The sequence below is a fragment of the Mycobacterium spongiae genome, assembly GCF_018278905.1.
Lineage (GTDB): Bacteria > Actinomycetota > Actinomycetes > Mycobacteriales > Mycobacteriaceae > Mycobacterium > Mycobacterium spongiae.
Map to the genome: position 1 here is coordinate 2,803,259 of NZ_CP046600.1, position 15,288 is coordinate 2,818,546.

Consider the following 15,288-nt stretch of genomic DNA (forward strand, 5'->3'; position numbering starts at 1 on the left):
GGTCGGAGCTCACTGCTCCCCGCGCGCTCGAGCTTCGTATTGACGGCGTTTCTCGACGTCTACGTCATCGGTGAAGACCTGGTCGCCGCCGAGGAGCCGGTTTAGGCCTTCGGAAACCCGGCGCGGGATAAACCTTTGGGCCACCACCATCGCGCCGGCCGCTCTGGTCACCCGCACCCGCGGCTTGGGATGAGCGATGAGACCGACGATCGCGTCGGCGATGTCGGCCGGCTCGGCATTCTTGAAGCCTTTGATCCCGGCGGTGCCGGCGATGAGTTCGGTGTTCACAAACGACGGCGACACCATCGAGAACATCACCCCGGTCGAGCGGTGCTCGAGCCTGGCCGAATCGGTGAAGGCAACGACCGCGTGTTTGCTGGCGCAGTAGGTGGCCAAACCGGCGGCGTAGACCTCCCCGGCAAGCGAGGCGACGTTGATGACGTGTCCTCGGCGGCGGGGGACCATGCGCTGTGCTGCCAGTTTGCTGCCGGTGATCACGCCGTAGACGTTGATGTCCAGGATGCGCCGAGTAACGACGTCGGGCTCGTCCACAATCCGTCCCACCGGCATGATGCCGGCGTTGTTGATCAGCACGTCGATCGGACCAAGCTGGCGCTCAACCCTGTCCAGGAATTCCGAAAACGAGTCCCGGTCGGTGACATCAAGTTTGCCGTAGACATCGAGGCCAAGGTCGGCGCCCGACTCTTTGGCCTTCGCCTCGTCGATGTCGCCAATAGCGACCTTGGCACCCAATCTGTGTAGTGCGGTGGCGGTTGCCAGGCCGATACCGCGTGCCCCGCCGGTGATCACCACGACCTTGCCCGCAACCTTGACGCCGACCGCGGTTTTGTCTGCCATAGTTGCACCTTCGGGGTCGGAAGCGGCCACTGCCGAACCAGTGTAGGCCGCACGACGATGGTCGATACTGCAACGATGCCAGAAGTGCGGGCGGCGGTCCCCGATGATGCTGTCGCGGTGGCCAGAGTGCACGTTCGATCCTGGCAGGCGGCATTTCGCGGACTCATCGCCCAGGACTACCTCGATAACCTCGACCCTGAACTTTGGGCGGCCGGGTACACGTTTGGACGCATGGGACTTCGGCTGCCGTCCACGATCGTCGCCGTGGACGGTTCACAGATCTGTGGCCTTGCTACTACGGGTCTGTGCCGAGACAAAGATTTAGCCAATTTCGGTGAACTGATGGCCATTTACGTCGATCCAGAGTATCTGCATACCGGTGTCGGTCGTTTGCTGATTGCGACCGCACGGCAGCGCCTGGGTCAGCTCGGTGTCCGTGGCGCCGTGCTGTGGGTCCTGGACGGGAATGTCCGCGCTCGGCAGTTCTACGAACGCGACGCGTGGAGGTGCGACGGGACCCGCCGCGCGAGGGTCATCGGCCCGACGCCGGTCGCAGAAGTGCGCTATCGGCGCACGCCCGTGTAGGCGCCTCTCGCTCGTGGTTCGTCACCCACCGTTGCGGCGCACCCGAGTGACCCACTGCGGAGCCGACACGCTCCACATGCCGATGCGTGGCCCGTCCGTCTCGATGCGAAGGCCGATCTCTTCGGATCGGTCGCGCAGTGTCTTGGCGGCAATCTCGAAGTTGAGTGGGCTTGCGACGTCGGCGAGGTTGAGTTTGGCCAACGCCAGCAGGTCGGCGAGTGTGTGACCGTAGTGGCGACTGGGCTGGCGCACGGCGCTGACTGCCACATCGATGCCCGCGGCGCGAAGCGCCGGAGCGAGGCCGCCGCCGCCCTCCTCCTGCGGAGCCAACAGGCGTCGGCGCTCATCGAGGATCGCGAGCTGTCGTTCGCCGTCTCTGGGGTCGCCACCGGCTTTGATGAATTCCCGCTGCACTACTCCGGCGAAACCCGTCAATTCGTCGGTGATGACGTTGAAGAAGACTCCACCGGTGGCGACCAACCGCAGGATGCCTTCGAGGCTGACCTGCGGGTCTGCGGCGAAGTAGAGCATGTGCAGACCCAGTGCCAGATCCACAGTCTGTTCCGCGGGAGGTTCGGTGGCGCTGTCGGTCGCCCCGTGGTCCAGGTGCTCCACGCCCCCTTGGAGGGCGACGCCGAGGTGCAGATGCGGCTGCCTTTCGAGAAACGACACGTAGTCGGCCAGGTAGCCAGGGTTGGGCTCGGCTATCGACACGGTGGTGCCCTGCGGCACGGCGTCTGCCACGAACGCAAAGGTCTGCCCGTCCCCGGCGCCGATATCGAAGATATGGCCGCCGACCGGAACATGCTCGACGATTGTTTGCCGCAGCAGTGGTATGAAGAGATCACGCTGATCGGTGCCCATCATCATGACGCGGTCGAGCGGGTCGGGCTTCAGCACTCGCGAGAAGGCGTTGCGATACTGCTGATGCGTGTCGAGCCCCGCAAATTCATTGCAGACAATCTCCAGCGCCTCGTCGATTCGAGGTGATAGCTCGTGGGCACGATTGCGGTCGATCTGGTGTGGCATCCGTCTCGCTTCCTGACCTCAGTGTGTGTTCCGGGTCTTGCGGGTTCGACCCAATCGCATTTCGTGGTCTGGATCAACGTGCTCGGTCGGTGCCGCCCGCCTCGCCGCTAGTCGAAAATCCTCGGCGCGCTAGGTTCGACCCATGCCCGTCGATCCCCGGACACCGGTGCTGGTCGGGTATGGCCAGGTCAACCATCGCGACGAGATTGATCCTGACAAGCGGTCGGTCGAACCGGTCGACCTGATGGTTACGGCGGCTCGGCACGCTGCAGATCCCCGGGTGCTTGAGGTCGTGGACTCGATCCGCGTGGTCCACATCCTGTCGGCGCGCTATCGGAATCCGGGGCTGCTGCTCGGTAAACGCATTGGTGTTCCCGATGCCGAGACCTGCTACAGCACCGTCGGTGGAAACATGCCCCAGTCGCTGGTCAACCAGGCGTGTCTGGATATCCAGCGGGGGCGGGCCGATGTGGTGTTGGTCGCCGGCGCCGAGACCTGGCGCTCCAGGACCGGGCTGCGGGCCAAGGGCAGCAGACTGGCGTGGACGGTCCAGGATGAATCCGTTCCGCTGCCCAGGGTCGCCGGCGAAGACGTCGCGATGTTCGGTGAGGCTCAGGCGAGAATCCAGCTGGACCGGCCGACCCACGTCTACCCGATGTTCGAGCAGGCGCTGCGGATCGCCAACGGAGAGTCGGTTGCCGACAACCGCAGACGAGTCGGCGAGCTGTGGGCCCGATTCAATGCGGTCGCGGTTGACAATCCGCACGCGTGGATCCGCGCACCGATATCCGCCGAAGAGATCTGGGCGCCGGGCGCACAGAACCGGATGATCAGCTTTCCCTACACGAAGTTGATGAACGCCAACAACATGGTCGACCAGGGCGCCGCGCTGGTCCTCACGTCGGTCGAGCGGGCCACCGCTCTGCGAATCCCCACCGAGCGCTGGGTCTATCCGCAGGCCGGCACCGACGCCCACGACACACTAGCCGTCGTCGAGCGCGCGGAGCTGCATCGATCTCCAGCGATCCGCATCGCGGGGGCACGCGTGCAACAGCTTGCCGACGTGGGGCTCGATGACATCGATTTTGTCGATCTCTATTCGTGCTTTCCCTCCGCGGTTCAGGTCGCAGGGATCGAACTCGGACTGGGTATCGAGGACCCCGGGCGCCCGCTGACCGTCACGGGCGGCCTCACCTTCGCCGGGGGCCCGTGGAGCAACTACGTCACTCATTCGATCGCCACCATGGCCGAACTGCTGGCAGCCAATCCGGGGCGGCGAGGACTGATCAGCGCGAACGGTGGCTATCTGACCAAACACAGCTTCGGGGTCTACGGCACCGAACCGCCCGCGGCATTCCGCTGGGAGAACCTGCAGTCTGCGGTGGACCGCGAGCCCACCACCCGCGGATTGGTCCAGTGGGAAGGAATTGGCACTGTGGAAGCCTGGACAACGCCGTTCACCAGGGACGCACAGCCGGAGAAGGCGTTTCTGGCGGTTCGCACGCCCGACGGGTCGCGCAGCTTGGCGGTGATCCTCGACCCCGCTTCGGTCGAAGCGACGGTGCGGGAAGACGGAGAGGACCTTGCCGGCGCGAAGGTTGCCGTCGCTGCCGACGGCAGCGCAACTCTGAAGTAACCGGCGGGCAGGCCGCTGCGCTGGCCGGGTCCCCGATTCAGGGTCACGTTCAAGCACCATCAAGACTCAACTGTCGCGCAAGTCAGGCGAGATGCCTATTGTCATGGGGGAGACGTTGGGGGAGGTGAGCCCAGGTGCAGGTCCTGGTTACCGACGCCACGAGTGCGATCGGGCGGTTGGTTGCGCGACAACTCATCGCTGCCGGGCACAGCGTCAGCGGCATCGCCAAGCACCCGCACGACTATCTGGATGACGGCGTTGATTTTGTTTGCGCGTCGTTGCGCGACCCGGTGCTCCATGAGTTAGCCGCAGATGCCGACACCGTGATCCATCTAGCCCCGATCGAAGCCGGCGCGCCGGGGAGCGTCGGCATCAAGGGCCTCGCGCATGTGGCCAATGTGGCCACCCGCGCGGGTGCCCGATTACTGTTCGTGTCCCAGGCCGCAGGACCACCCGACCTGTATCAGCAGGCCGAGACGTTGGTGTCGACCAGTTGGGCGCCGAGCTTGGTCGTCCGGATAGCGCCACCCGTCGGCCGCCAACTCGATTGGATGGTGTGCCGGACCGTCGCCACACTGCTGCACCACAAGGTCTCGGCCCGGCCGATGCGAGTACTCCATCTCGATGATCTGGTCCGCTTCTTGGTAGTAGCGGTCGACACCGACCGCAACGGTGCTGTGGACTTGGCTACCCCGGATACCACCAACTTGGTCACCGCCTGGCGACTGCTGCGATCGGCTGACCCACGTTTGCGACGGCACCGGGTTCCTACGTGGGTGGACCTCGTTCCCAAGGTGGATATTGCTGCTGCACAGGAAGATTGGGATTTCGAATGCGGTTGGCGGGCAACCGAGGCGATGGTCGACACCGGCCGTGGACTGCTCGGCCGCAGACTTGCGCCGGCCGGAGCCGTTGGTGGGTTGGGTCAGCTGGCGCTGCCAGTCGAGCCACAACCACGCTTGGAGCCCTCGGACGGCGCCCCGCTGCGCTGCGCAGCGCCAGACGGGCTGGAAGGTGAGTTCGACGATCGGATCGACGAGCGGTTCCCCGTGTTCGCCGCCGGCAGGCTCGACGAAGCGCTGCCGGGACCGCTCACCCCGATGACACTGGATGTCCAGTTGAGTGGACTGCGCGCCGCCGGCCGCACGATGGGTCGGGTGCTTGCACTAGGTGGGGTGGTTTCCAACGAGTGGGCGAGCAGGGCCATCGCCGTGTTCGGGCATCGCCCATACGAGGGGGTGTCGGCCAACGTGGTGGTCGCCGCTGCGCTGCCCGGCTGGGACGCTCACGCGGTAACCCAGCGCACATTGGGCGAGCTGTCGCCAATCACCGACCTGTTGCCGTTCGGTCAACCTCAGCTGACAGCCGGACCGCTCGGCTCGGTCACCAAGGCGGTCGTCGCGGCGCGATCACTAGCCATGCTGCGCCACCTCCGAGCCGACACCCGAACCTACGTTGCGGCCGCAGCCGCCGAGCATCTCGATGCCGGGCAGCTCAGTTTGCTTCCGGAGGCCAGTCTGGAGGTGCGGATCGGGCTGTTGCGGGATCGGATTCACCAGGGGTGGATGATCACGGCGCTGTGGTTGATCGATGCGGGAGTCACCGCGGCGAGCCTGGCGCACACTCGCGCGGCGGGCCGTGTGTCGGGGATCGGCGCGATCGTGGAAAGTGACCGGATCGCGGTAGAGACCGCTTCGCTCGCTGCACTGTTGCGTGCTGATCAGCCGCTGTGCGCGTTGGCCCGCGAAGGCAACGTCGATAGTCTGCGCGCTTTGTCACCGGAGGCCGCTGGCGCTGTCGATGGCGCTGTTGCCCAGCTTGGGTACCGGGGTCCGGGTGAGGCCGAGCTGGCCAGCCTGACCTTCGGCGACGATCCGGCCATCCTGCTGAAGGCCGCTGCCCAAGCCGCTGCAGCACCCGCGCCGGTGACGCCGCCGCAGCGGCTGGCCGATCGGTTGGCCGCCAGCGCGCGTGGTTCTCGGGAATTGGCCTATGACACGACCATCCGCTTCACGCATCAACTGCGGATGACACTGCGTGAACTCGGATCTCGTCGGGTCGCAGCGGATCTGATGGATAGCGCCGACGATGTGTATTACCTCACGTGCGACGAGCTTGTGACCATGCCAGCCGATGCCCGGCTCCGGATCAAGCGTCGCCGAACCGAGCGAGAACGGTTGCAGGTTCAGCGTCCGCCCGAGGTTGTCGCCCAAGCCTGGAATCCCGCGGACTAGCCGCCAATCCCTCAGTCGAGATCCACCCGGATGGTCAGCAGGTCGGTGCCCATAGCCCGCACGGCCGCGCTGTTGAGCCGGGGTAGGTTGCGCAGCCGCTGCTTCGGGTCGTCGTCGGGCAGCAGATGTGCGGTTCCGTTGCGCCATTGACCGCCGATGCGAACCCGCACCGCGGGGTCGGCCTTGATGTTGCGGACATAGTCCGAATGTTCGCCGTGCTCGGAAACCATCCAGAACTGGTTCTTGACGATGCGTCCGCCCACTGCGGTGCGGCGGGGCTGTCCGGTCTTGCGCCCGATGGTTTCGAGCATGGTCACCGGCAGCTGCCGGCCGACCGGATTGACCACGAGCCGTTGCGCTCGGTGGACTACCTGCCGCTTGAGATCCCAAAAATCGGCCATACGGCCGATTCTCCACGATCTTTCCAGGATCCTGGGAGGACTTGCTCCGGCAACGCAAAATATCGATATGGCAGGAGAAGTCGATAGGGCGGAAGAACGGCTGGAGCGGCAACGGCGGCACTGGGACGCCACCTACGTGGCGCACCCGGTCATGTACGGCGATGGTCCCTCGGACCCAGCCATCTATGCTGCCGAGGCATTCAGAAGCGCGGCCGCGCACGATGTGGTTGAGCTTGGGGCCGGTCACGGCCGCGATGCGCTGTTTTTCGCGCGCGAGGGTTTCACGGTCCGTGCGCTGGATTTCAGCTCCACCGCGTTGCAGCAGCTCAGTGCGGCCGCGCAGGCTTCGGCAGTGGGTGAACGTGTCATCACAGCCGTCCATGACGTTCGCGCACCGCTGCCCCTGCCGGACATGTCGGCCGATGCAGTCTTCGCGCACATGCTGCTGTGTATGGCGCTGTCCACAGACCAGATCTGCGCGGCGGTCGGTGAAGTCCACCGGGTGCTTCGACCCGGTGGGGTGTTCGTCTACACCGTGCGGCACACCGGCGACGCACACTACGGTGCCGGTACCTCACACGGTGACGACATCTACGAACACGGAGGCTTCGCGGTGCACTTCTTCACTCGCGACCTGGTGACCGCTTTGGCCGACGGCTGGACGTTGGCCGAGGTCCACAGCTTCTCCGAAGGAGAACTGCCGCGCCAGCTGTGGCGAGTCACCCAAGTGGCAACCCCCTAGCTGCTGCCACCTCAGGCGGCCGCCTGCGTTGACTCGGCTGCGGGCTGCAGCGCTTGCGAGACGATGTCGGCGACGTCGGCGATCGGTGTCACGGAGAGCGCCTCGAGCACTTCGGCGGGGACGTCGTCGAGATCCGGCTCGTTTCGCGATGGGATGAAAACCGTTGACAAGCCAGCACGTTGGGCGGCTAGCAATTTCTGCTTGACGCCACCGATCGGCAAAACCCGGCCGTTGAGGGTGACTTCGCCGGTCATGCCGACATCGGAGCGGACCTGACGCCCGGTGGCCATCGAGACCAGCGCAGTCACCATGGTGACCCCCGCAGATGGGCCGTCCTTGGGCACCGCGCCCGCTGGCACGTGAACGTGGATGCGCCCGTTGAGCGCCTTCGAGTCGATGCCAAGCTCCTCGGCGTGCGAGCGCACGTACGACAGGGCGATCTGGGCTGACTCCTTCATCACATCGCCCAGCTGCCCGGTCAATTGCAAGGACCCATCGCCTGGCCCGTCTGATCCAGCTGAACCGACTTCGATGTAGAGCACATCGCCCCCCAGCCCGGTCACGGCAAGACCAGTGGCAACGCCGGGCACCGCCGTACGTTCGGCCGACTCAGCCGTGAACCGAGGGCGACCAAGATAACCAACCAGATCGGTCTCATCAATGATCGTGGGAGTCGTCGGCACTGGATCCTCGGCGAGCTTGGTGGTCACCTTGCGCAGCGCCTTGGCCAACAACCTTTCGAACTGCCGCACACCCGGCTCCCGGGTGTAATCCGCAGCGATCTTGCGTAGGGCCGCGTCGGTGACGGTGACCTCGTCGTCGCTTAGCGCCGCCCGCTGCCGTTGCCGGGGCAGTAGGTAGTCGCGTGCGATGGCGACCTTGTCGTCTTCGGTGTAGCCATCAAGCTGCACCAGCTCCATCCGGTCCAGTAACGCCGAGGGAATGTTCTCGATGACGTTGGCGGTAGCCAGAAACACCACATCGGAGAGGTCTAGGTCCAAATCCAGGTAGTGGTCGCGGAACGTGTGGTTCTGTGCGGGGTCAAGCACCTCCAGCAGCGCCGCGCTCGGGTCGCCGCGATAGTCGGACCCGACCTTGTCGATTTCGTCAAGCAGTACAACGGGATTCATTGCACCTGCTTCGCCGATCGCGCGCACGATCCGGCCCGGCAATGCGCCGACGTAGGTGCGCCGGTGTCCCCGGATCTCGGCTTCGTCGCGTACACCGCCAAGTGAAACCCGCACGAAGGTGCGTCCCAGCGCCCGAGCCACACTCTCGCCCAACGAGGTCTTGCCCACCCCGGGGGGACCAGCCAGGGCCATCACGGCACCCGAGCCGCGACCGCCAACGACCTGTAGCCCGCGCCGCGCACGCCTGGTGCGCACCGCCAGGTATTCAACGATGCGGTCCTTGACATCGTCGAGTCCGTGGTGGTCGGCGTCCAGGATCGCCCGCGCTGCAACCAGATCCGTAGAATCCTCGGTCCGTACGTTCCAGGGCAGGTCGAGCACGGTGTCCAGCCAAGTCCGGATCCAGCCGCTCTCCGGGCTTTGATCGCTGGCCCGTTCCAGCTTGCCGACCTCGCGCAGCGCCGCCTCCTGGACCTTCTCGGGCAGGTCGGCGGATTCGACGCGAGCGCGGTAGTCATCAGAGCCGTCGGGTTCGCCCTCGCCCAACTCCTTGCGGATGGCCGCCAGCTGTTGGCGGAGCAGAAATTCCTTCTGCGTCTTCTCCATGCCGTCTCGCACGTCCTCGGCGATCTTGTCGGTGACCTCAACCTCGGCCAAATGCTCGCCGGTCCAGTCGATGAGCACGCGCAGCCGCTCACCGACATCCGTGGTCTCCAGCAGCTGTCGCTTCTGCTGATCGGTGAGGTAGGACGCGTACCCCGAGGTATCGGCCAGCGCCGAGGGATCGGTCAAGCTATTGACATAGTCGACGATCTGCCAGGCCTCGCGCCGTTGCAGCATGGCCAGCAGCAGCTTCTTGTATTCGCTTGCCAGCGCCTTGACCTCGACGGTCACCTCCGCGGGAGGCACCTCGGTCACCTCCACCCACAAGGCTGCGCCCGGCCCGTTGGCTCCCACTCCGATCTGCGCCCTGCGCTCACCGCGCACGACGGCCGCGGTACCGCCGCCGGCAATGCGCCCGATCTGCAGGATCTTCGCCACCACACCGTGGGACGGATAGCGGTCCTCCAGGCGAGGGGCAATCAGCAGCTGTCCGGAGTCGCTCGCCTGCGCGGCGTCGATCGCCGCCCGCGCGGCCTCGTCCAGAGCGATCGGCACCACCATTCCGGGCAGAACGATGTTGTCGGTGACAAACAGCACTGGCAGTGAGGTGGATTCAGCCATCAGCCCTCCTACAGCTAAGTTCGCTGGACTCAACCGAACTCGCGGCTGGTTTGTTCCGGGCGCGGTTTCGCCGCGAGCGTAACGTCGCAGTCCCACAGGACGGCGAGCCTGACGCTGTCGTCACGCTGGCGGCTGAATGGGTCCCAGCCGTCGCAATTGCGTCACGTGAGTGGGTGAAAGCTCCTCGAGGCACGTCACGCCGAGCAGCCGCATGGTCCGGATCACCCCCGCCTTCAAGATGTCGATCGCGCGCCGTACGCCGGCCTCACCGCCGGCCATCAGCCCGTACAGATATGCGCGACCCACCAGCGTGCACCGCGCTCCCAGAGCGATCGCCGCCACGATATCGGCGCCCGACATGATGCCGGTGTCCACCAGAACCTCAGCGTCCTTGCCGAGTTCGCGCGCCACCGTGGGCAGCAGGTGGAAGGGAACGGGGGCGCGATCGAGTTGGCGGCCTCCGTGATTGGACAACACGATGCCATCGACGCCGCGATCGACGACGGCGCATGCGTCGTCGAGTGTCTGGATCCCCTTGACGACGAGCTTGCCGGGCCACTGGTCCTTGATCCACCCAAGGTCATCGAAGGTGACGCTCGGGTCGAACATGCTGTTCAGGTACTCGCCGACAGTGCCCGACCAACGATCCAGTGACGCGAATGCCAGCGGCTCGGTCGTCAGGAGATCAAACCACCAGTGTGGGTGGCTCGCTGCGTCAAGCACGGTCCGTAGCGTCAAGGCTGGCGGGATGGTCATCCCATTGCGCACATCGCGCCACCGCGCACCGGCAACGGGAACATCGACGGTGACCAGCATGGTGTCGAACCCGGCCTGGGCAGCTCGTTGCACCAGCGCCATCGAGCGGTCCCGGTCGCGCCACATGTATAGCTGAAACCATTTGCGGCCCTGTGGAACTGCCGCAACCACATCTTCGATGGAGCAGGTCGCCAAGGTGGACAGCGAGAACGGGATCCCGGCCGCTGCCGCCGCTCGTGCGCCGGCCATCTCACCCTCGGTGTGCATCAACCGGGTGAATCCAGTCGGCGCGATCCCGAATGGCAGCGCAACCGGGTGCCCCAACAGATTCCGGCTGGTGCCCACGGTGGTGACGTCACGCAGGATCGTCGGGTGAAACTCGATATCGCGGAAAGCTTGTCGGGCACGCTGGATGGACAGCTCGTCTTCGGCGGCGCCGTCTGTGTAGTCGAACGCGGCCTTAGGCGTGCGTCGCTTGGCGATGCGCCGCAGATCATCAATGGTCATCGCGGCGTCGAGGCGGCGTCTGGTGCGGTCAAGCTGGGGCCTGGTGAACTGAATGAGCGGCGCCAGGTCACGCACTCTGGGCACCCGACGTTTGATGGCCATCAATTCATCTAACCAGTGTGCAACGGTGGTGCGATGCGATCGAGCGGCGATCCCTTCGACCTCAACCGCTTCGCCGCGGCGCAAGCCCCGGTCTATGCCAGCGTGGTGCAAGAGCTGCGGGGCGGGCGTAAGCGCGGTCATTGGATGTGGTTTGTCTTTCCGCAGCTGCGCGGACTCGGCAGCAGCCTCATGGCGGCCCGCTTCGGCATCTCGTCCCTGGACGAGGCGCGCGCGTACTTGTCCCATGAGCTGCTCGGGCCGCGCCTGCACGAGTGCACCCAGTTGGTCAATCAGGTCAGTGGCAGGTCAGTAAGGGAGATATTCGGCACGCCCGACGACCTCAAGCTGTGTTCGTCGATGACCCTCTTCGCCCATGCCATCAACGAGAACCAGGACTTCGTCGCGCTGCTGGACAAGTATTACGGCGGCCAGCAGGATCGCTTGACCCTCGCGCGGCTCGATGTCCCATAGCCCGCCCGCCACCTCGGCTGTCTGCCGCGCCGGATGTATGTTCGGCCTTGTGGAGAAGGTAATCGCCGTGCTGATGCGACCCGAACCCGATGACGAGTGGTGTGCGCTGCAACGGGGTGAAATCGCCGACGCTTTGGCCGGGCTGGGCATTGCGGGGTTGTCGGTGAACGTCCGAGACAGCGCGGTTCGCGACTCGCTGATGACGTTGACAACACTGGACCCGCCCGTCGCGGCGGTGGTGAGCCTATGGACCCAGCAATGTTACGGCGAGCAAACCACCTCGGCTCTTGATCTGCTCAGCCGGCAATGCGATCGGCTCGGTGCGTACGTGGTCACGGAATCGGTCCCGCTCAGTGGGCCAGTTGTCGCACCAGCGGCACGCACACCGGGTCTGGCCAATATCGCGCTGCTGCGCCGGCCTGCCAACCTGGACCAGGCGGCCTGGCTGAATCGGTGGCAGCTCAACCACACGCCGGTGGCCATCGAGACGCAGGCGACATTCGGCTATACCCAGAACTGGGTGGTGCGAACCCTCACCCCAGACTTGCCGGGAATCTCGGGCATCGTCGAGGAGTTGTTCCCGATGGAGGCGATTTCCGATCTGAAAGCCTTCTTCGGGGCCGCCGACGACAGCGACCTACAGGACCGGATAAGCCGGATGGTCGCCAGCACAACTGCATTCGGCGCCAACGAAAACATCGATACGGTGCCGACCAGCCGATACGTGTTCAGCACGCCATTCAAGGATTGAGGGCCGAGCATGACAACACTCCACCACGCCGTGGCGCTCGCAGCGGCCGAACACGGCCTGGCGGTGGTCTCAACCGTCCGTGCCGACCACACCGTGCAGGCTTCGCTGGTCAATGTCGGGTTGTTGCGGCATCCGGCTGGCGGCGAACACGTCCTGGGTTTCACCACGTATGGCAAGGTCAAACTCGCCAACCTGCGGGCTCGCCCGCAGCTGGCTGTCACCTTCCGCAACGGCTGGCAGTGGGCAACTGTCGAAGGCCGGGCAATCCTGGTGGGCCCTGACGACCCGCAGCCATGGCTGGCCGACTCCGACCAGGTGCGCCTGCTGCTTCGAGAGGTCTTCACAGCGGCCGGCGGCAGCCACGATGACTGGGACGAATACGACCGGGTCATGGCCAAAGAGCGACGTGCCGTTGTGTTGATCGCGCCCACTCGCGTCTACAGCAACGGATGAGCACAAACCCGTCGTAGGACCGGGCTAGGCTGCAGCCGTGACGCTCAAGATCAACGATGAAAACCGGGTGCGTACCCTCACGCTGAACCGGCCGGAAGCGCTCAACGCCTTCAACGAAGCGCTGTACGACGCTACTGCGCAGGCACTATTCGATGCCGCCGACGATCCCGAAGTGGCCGTCGTCGTGCTGACCGGTGCCGGACGAGGTTTTAGCGCCGGCACGGATCTCGCCGAGATGCAGGCAAGCATCACCGATCCCGACTTCACACGTGGACGCTACGGGTTCCCGGGCCTGATCAAGGCGCTCAGCGCGTTTACCAAACCGCTGATCTGCGCTGTAAACGGTGTAGGTGTCGGCATCGGCACCACAATCCTCGGTTACGCCGACCTGGCGTTCATGTCCTCAACGGCGCGCCTGAAGTGTCCATTCACCAGCCTGGGCGTAGCCCCGGAAGCGGCGTCGTCGTATCTGCTGCCGCAGCTGGTCGGTCGCCAGAACGCCGCCTGGTTGTTGATGTCCTCGGAGTGGATTGGTGCCGAGGAGGCCTTGCGGATGGGGCTGGTCTGGCGCGTGTGCGATCCGGAACTGTTGATGCCCGAAGCCCGCCGACACGCTGAGATCCTCGCGGCCCGTCCCCTCGCCAGCCTCATGGCGGTCAAGCACGCGATGGTTGAACCGATTCGTCCAGAGATCGCGGCCGCTACTGCCCGCGAAAACGCCCACTTCGCTGAACTCATGGGGGGGCAGGCCAACGCCGCCGCGTTGGCGGATTTCACCGAGCGACGGCGGACGTCACCAGCCGATGCATGAGCGGTGCCGCGCGCCGGCGCAGTCAGTGAGACGGGGCAGTGTCGCGTCGGGATGCGGCGGCGATAATGGCCCTTAGAGTTCGCCGACAACGTCCACAGTCACGCCCGGCCCCGCACGCTGCCGCAACTTCTCTAGAGGTCGATGCGCCGCGCGCAACGGCCTCGCACACGGTCTGATTCGTAGCCCCGGTACACAGGCATACGTACATCAGCAAACCCCCGACACGTGCGCGCTCAGCATGCCGCGCGGCGTTGGACATCCTTGGCGAGAGTTCAAACGACCGCGTCGCATATTAGCGGAGTCTAACCTAAGTTTCTTAGCGGAGTCTAACCTAACTCGCGGAGATTCTGCTTTATCGCCACCTCTACGTGACGCGCCGACCATGCAACAGACCGAGCCGACGCCGAGCGGCTGCACTAGATTGAGATTGGCATTCACGATGCCGCCATCAGCCCAGGTCCGAGCCCGCGCGGGTGCGCTTCAGCCCAGCCATCCGTCACGGTTCGACATAGCAGCCCTGACACCGTAGGAGTGGCCATGCAAGGGGATCCGGATGTTTTGCGCCTCCTCAACGAGCAGTTGACCAGCGAACTCACAGCTATCAACCAATATTTTCTGCACTCCAAAATGCAGGACAACTGGGGTTTTACCGAGCTGGCCGAGCACACCCGCGCGGAATCTTTCGACGAGATGCGCCACGCCGAGGCGATCACCGATCGCATTTTGTTGCTGGATGGACTGCCGAACTACCAGCGCATCGGGTCACTGCGGGTCGGCCAGACGCTGCGCGAGCAATTCGAAGCCGATCTCGCGATCGAATACGACGTGCTGAACCGCCTGAAGCCGGGAATCATCATGTGCCGCGAGAAGCAGGACAGCACCAGCGCGATACTCCTCGAGAAGATCGTGGCCGACGAGGAAGAACACGTGGACTACCTGGAGACCCAACTGGAGCTGATGGACAAGCTAGGGGAGGAACTGTACTCAGCGCAGTGTGTCTCCCGGCCGCCGAGCTAACGCCGGCGCCGACCCCGCCCGGGCGCACTGCGGGCGTACCATCACGCTCATGAGCCGAATCGGAACATTCGCCGACGACGACGTGGCTGGCTGGGTCCTGAAATCCCCAGAACTCGGGGGCGCGCTCGCCGCCTTTAGCCGGGCGGTGTACACCACCAACCGGTTGCCGATGCGCACGCGAGAACTCGCGAGGGCGGTGATCGCGCATAACAACGAATGCACAGTCTGCGTCAACACCCGCGACGCCGACGGGCCGGCAGCCGGGGTCGATGAGGAGCTGTACGCCCACGCACCTCAATGGCGCACCTGGCCGGGATACAGCGACCAGGAGCGGCTTGCGGCCGAATTCGCTCACCGGTTTGCCACCGAACACACCCTGTTACGCGAGGACGAAGACTTTTGGAACCGGTGCGCGGATCACTTTTCGGAAGAATTGCTCGCCGATCTGGCACTGTCCTGCGCGTTGTGGGTTGGCATGGGTCGGGTGCTGCGCACCCTGGACATCGGCCAGGCTTGCAAGCTCACGTTGCCTAGCCGGGCCTAGCAGGGCGGCGGCGGTCTCGGGGTGGACTCGCGCTGCA

Annotated in this window: 16 protein-coding genes; 10 read left to right on the forward strand and 6 right to left on the reverse strand. The window is 65.0% G+C overall.

The window, feature by feature from the left end:
* Positions 1-9 precede the first annotated feature (9 nt).
* The gene (locus tag F6B93_RS11380; RefSeq protein WP_211695125.1) at positions 10-858 is read right to left on the reverse strand and encodes an SDR family oxidoreductase; all 849 of its coding nucleotides are present in this window, start codon (positions 856-858) and stop codon (positions 10-12) included.
* Between the two features lie 75 nt (positions 859-933).
* Between F6B93_RS11380 and F6B93_RS11385 the strand changes: the two genes are divergently transcribed.
* The gene (locus tag F6B93_RS11385) at positions 934-1,443 is read left to right on the forward strand and encodes a GNAT family N-acetyltransferase (RefSeq protein WP_211695127.1); all 510 of its coding nucleotides are present in this window, start codon (positions 934-936) and stop codon (positions 1,441-1,443) included.
* Positions 1,444-1,464: 21 nt separating this feature from the next.
* Here F6B93_RS11385 and F6B93_RS11390 read toward each other — a convergent pair whose 3' ends face one another.
* Entirely contained in the window at positions 1,465-2,472 is a 1,008-nt protein-coding gene (locus F6B93_RS11390; RefSeq protein ID WP_211695129.1) for a class I SAM-dependent methyltransferase, read from the reverse strand.
* A 142-nt stretch (positions 2,473-2,614) separates the two neighbouring features.
* Between F6B93_RS11390 and F6B93_RS11395 the strand changes: the two genes are divergently transcribed.
* Positions 2,615-4,108: an acetyl-CoA acetyltransferase gene (locus F6B93_RS11395; RefSeq protein ID WP_211695131.1), complete on the forward strand. Its 1,494-nt coding sequence runs from the start codon at positions 2,615-2,617 to the stop codon at positions 4,106-4,108.
* Positions 4,109-4,242: 134 nt separating this feature from the next.
* Complete coding sequence (locus F6B93_RS11400) at positions 4,243-6,342, forward strand: Rossmann-fold NAD(P)-binding domain-containing protein (protein ID WP_211695133.1); 2,100 nt, start codon at positions 4,243-4,245, stop codon at positions 6,340-6,342.
* Positions 6,343-6,353: 11 nt separating this feature from the next.
* Here F6B93_RS11400 and F6B93_RS11405 read toward each other — a convergent pair whose 3' ends face one another.
* Positions 6,354-6,743: a nitroreductase family deazaflavin-dependent oxidoreductase gene (locus F6B93_RS11405; protein WP_211695135.1), complete on the reverse strand. Its 390-nt coding sequence runs from the start codon at positions 6,741-6,743 to the stop codon at positions 6,354-6,356.
* 67 nt (positions 6,744-6,810) lie between these two features.
* Between F6B93_RS11405 and F6B93_RS11410 the strand changes: the two genes are divergently transcribed.
* A complete protein-coding gene (locus tag F6B93_RS11410) occupies positions 6,811-7,485 on the forward strand; it encodes a class I SAM-dependent methyltransferase (protein WP_211695137.1) in 675 nt (224 codons plus the stop codon).
* Between the two features lie 11 nt (positions 7,486-7,496).
* Here F6B93_RS11410 and lon read toward each other — a convergent pair whose 3' ends face one another.
* Together lon and F6B93_RS11420 are read right to left on the reverse strand one after the other, a co-directional pair.
* Positions 7,497-9,839: an endopeptidase La gene (gene lon, locus F6B93_RS11415; RefSeq protein WP_211695139.1), complete on the reverse strand. Its 2,343-nt coding sequence runs from the start codon at positions 9,837-9,839 to the stop codon at positions 7,497-7,499.
* Positions 9,840-9,959: 120 nt separating this feature from the next.
* Positions 9,960-11,204, reverse strand: a complete 1,245-nt coding sequence (locus F6B93_RS11420; protein WP_211695141.1) for an alpha-hydroxy acid oxidase — start codon at positions 11,202-11,204, stop codon at positions 9,960-9,962.
* 33 nt (positions 11,205-11,237) lie between these two features.
* Here F6B93_RS11420 and F6B93_RS11425 point away from each other — a divergent pair, with 33 nt between their 5' ends.
* The 4 genes from F6B93_RS11425 to F6B93_RS11440 are packed head-to-tail and all read left to right on the forward strand — an operon-like array spanning position 11,238 to position 13,690.
* Positions 11,238-11,675 carry a DUF1810 domain-containing protein gene (locus F6B93_RS11425; protein WP_211695143.1) on the forward strand — a complete coding sequence of 146 codons (438 nt, stop codon included), beginning with the start codon at positions 11,238-11,240 and terminating at the stop codon, positions 11,673-11,675.
* Between the two features lie 49 nt (positions 11,676-11,724).
* A complete protein-coding gene (locus F6B93_RS11430; RefSeq protein WP_211695145.1) occupies positions 11,725-12,426 on the forward strand; it encodes an EthD domain-containing protein in 702 nt (233 codons plus the stop codon).
* A 9-nt stretch (positions 12,427-12,435) separates the two neighbouring features.
* Positions 12,436-12,879 (forward strand): TIGR03618 family F420-dependent PPOX class oxidoreductase, encoded by a 444-nt coding sequence (locus F6B93_RS11435; protein ID WP_211695147.1) that lies wholly within the window; start codon positions 12,436-12,438, stop codon positions 12,877-12,879.
* Positions 12,880-12,916: 37 nt separating this feature from the next.
* Positions 12,917-13,690, forward strand: coding sequence for an enoyl-CoA hydratase/isomerase family protein (locus F6B93_RS11440; protein WP_211695150.1), 774 nt, complete (start codon positions 12,917-12,919; stop codon positions 13,688-13,690).
* A gap of 22 nt (positions 13,691-13,712) precedes the next feature.
* Here F6B93_RS11440 and F6B93_RS11445 read toward each other — a convergent pair whose 3' ends face one another.
* Positions 13,713-13,898 (reverse strand): (2Fe-2S)-binding protein, encoded by a 186-nt coding sequence (locus F6B93_RS11445; protein ID WP_211699422.1) that lies wholly within the window; start codon positions 13,896-13,898, stop codon positions 13,713-13,715.
* A 329-nt stretch (positions 13,899-14,227) separates the two neighbouring features.
* Between F6B93_RS11445 and bfrA the strand changes: the two genes are divergently transcribed.
* Positions 14,228-14,707, forward strand: coding sequence for a bacterioferritin BfrA (bfrA, locus tag F6B93_RS11450; protein WP_211695152.1), 480 nt, complete (start codon positions 14,228-14,230; stop codon positions 14,705-14,707).
* Between the two features lie 49 nt (positions 14,708-14,756).
* On the forward strand, positions 14,757-15,251 hold the full coding sequence (locus F6B93_RS11455) for a carboxymuconolactone decarboxylase family protein (protein ID WP_211695161.1): 495 nt from the start codon (positions 14,757-14,759) through the stop codon (positions 15,249-15,251).
* The last annotated feature ends 37 nt before the right edge of the window (positions 15,252-15,288 follow it).

Excerpts from the sequence above, each read along its gene's own strand:
- F6B93_RS11455 (WP_211695161.1), top strand. The coding sequence starts at position 14,757 with ATGAGCCGAATCGGAACATTCGCCGACGACGACGTGGCTGGCTGGGTC.
- F6B93_RS11395 (WP_211695131.1), top strand. The coding sequence starts at position 2,615 with ATGCCCGTCGATCCCCGGACACCGGTGCTGGTCGGGTATGGCCAGGTC.
- F6B93_RS11445 (WP_211699422.1), bottom strand. The coding sequence starts at position 13,898 with ATGTACGTATGCCTGTGTACCGGGGCTACGAATCAGACCGTGTGCGAG.
- bfrA (WP_211695152.1), top strand. The coding sequence starts at position 14,228 with ATGCAAGGGGATCCGGATGTTTTGCGCCTCCTCAACGAGCAGTTGACC.
- F6B93_RS11435 (WP_211695147.1), top strand. The coding sequence starts at position 12,436 with ATGACAACACTCCACCACGCCGTGGCGCTCGCAGCGGCCGAACACGGC.
- F6B93_RS11410 (WP_211695137.1), top strand. The coding sequence starts at position 6,811 with ATGGCAGGAGAAGTCGATAGGGCGGAAGAACGGCTGGAGCGGCAACGG.
- lon (WP_211695139.1), bottom strand. The coding sequence starts at position 9,839 with ATGGCTGAATCCACCTCACTGCCAGTGCTGTTTGTCACCGACAACATC.
- F6B93_RS11420 (WP_211695141.1), bottom strand. The coding sequence starts at position 11,204 with ATGGCCATCAAACGTCGGGTGCCCAGAGTGCGTGACCTGGCGCCGCTC.
- F6B93_RS11425 (WP_211695143.1), top strand. The coding sequence starts at position 11,238 with ATGCGATCGAGCGGCGATCCCTTCGACCTCAACCGCTTCGCCGCGGCG.
- F6B93_RS11380 (WP_211695125.1), bottom strand. The coding sequence starts at position 858 with ATGGCAGACAAAACCGCGGTCGGCGTCAAGGTTGCGGGCAAGGTCGTG.
- F6B93_RS11385 (WP_211695127.1), top strand. The coding sequence starts at position 934 with ATGCCAGAAGTGCGGGCGGCGGTCCCCGATGATGCTGTCGCGGTGGCC.
- F6B93_RS11390 (WP_211695129.1), bottom strand. The coding sequence starts at position 2,472 with ATGCCACACCAGATCGACCGCAATCGTGCCCACGAGCTATCACCTCGA.
- F6B93_RS11405 (WP_211695135.1), bottom strand. The coding sequence starts at position 6,743 with ATGGCCGATTTTTGGGATCTCAAGCGGCAGGTAGTCCACCGAGCGCAA.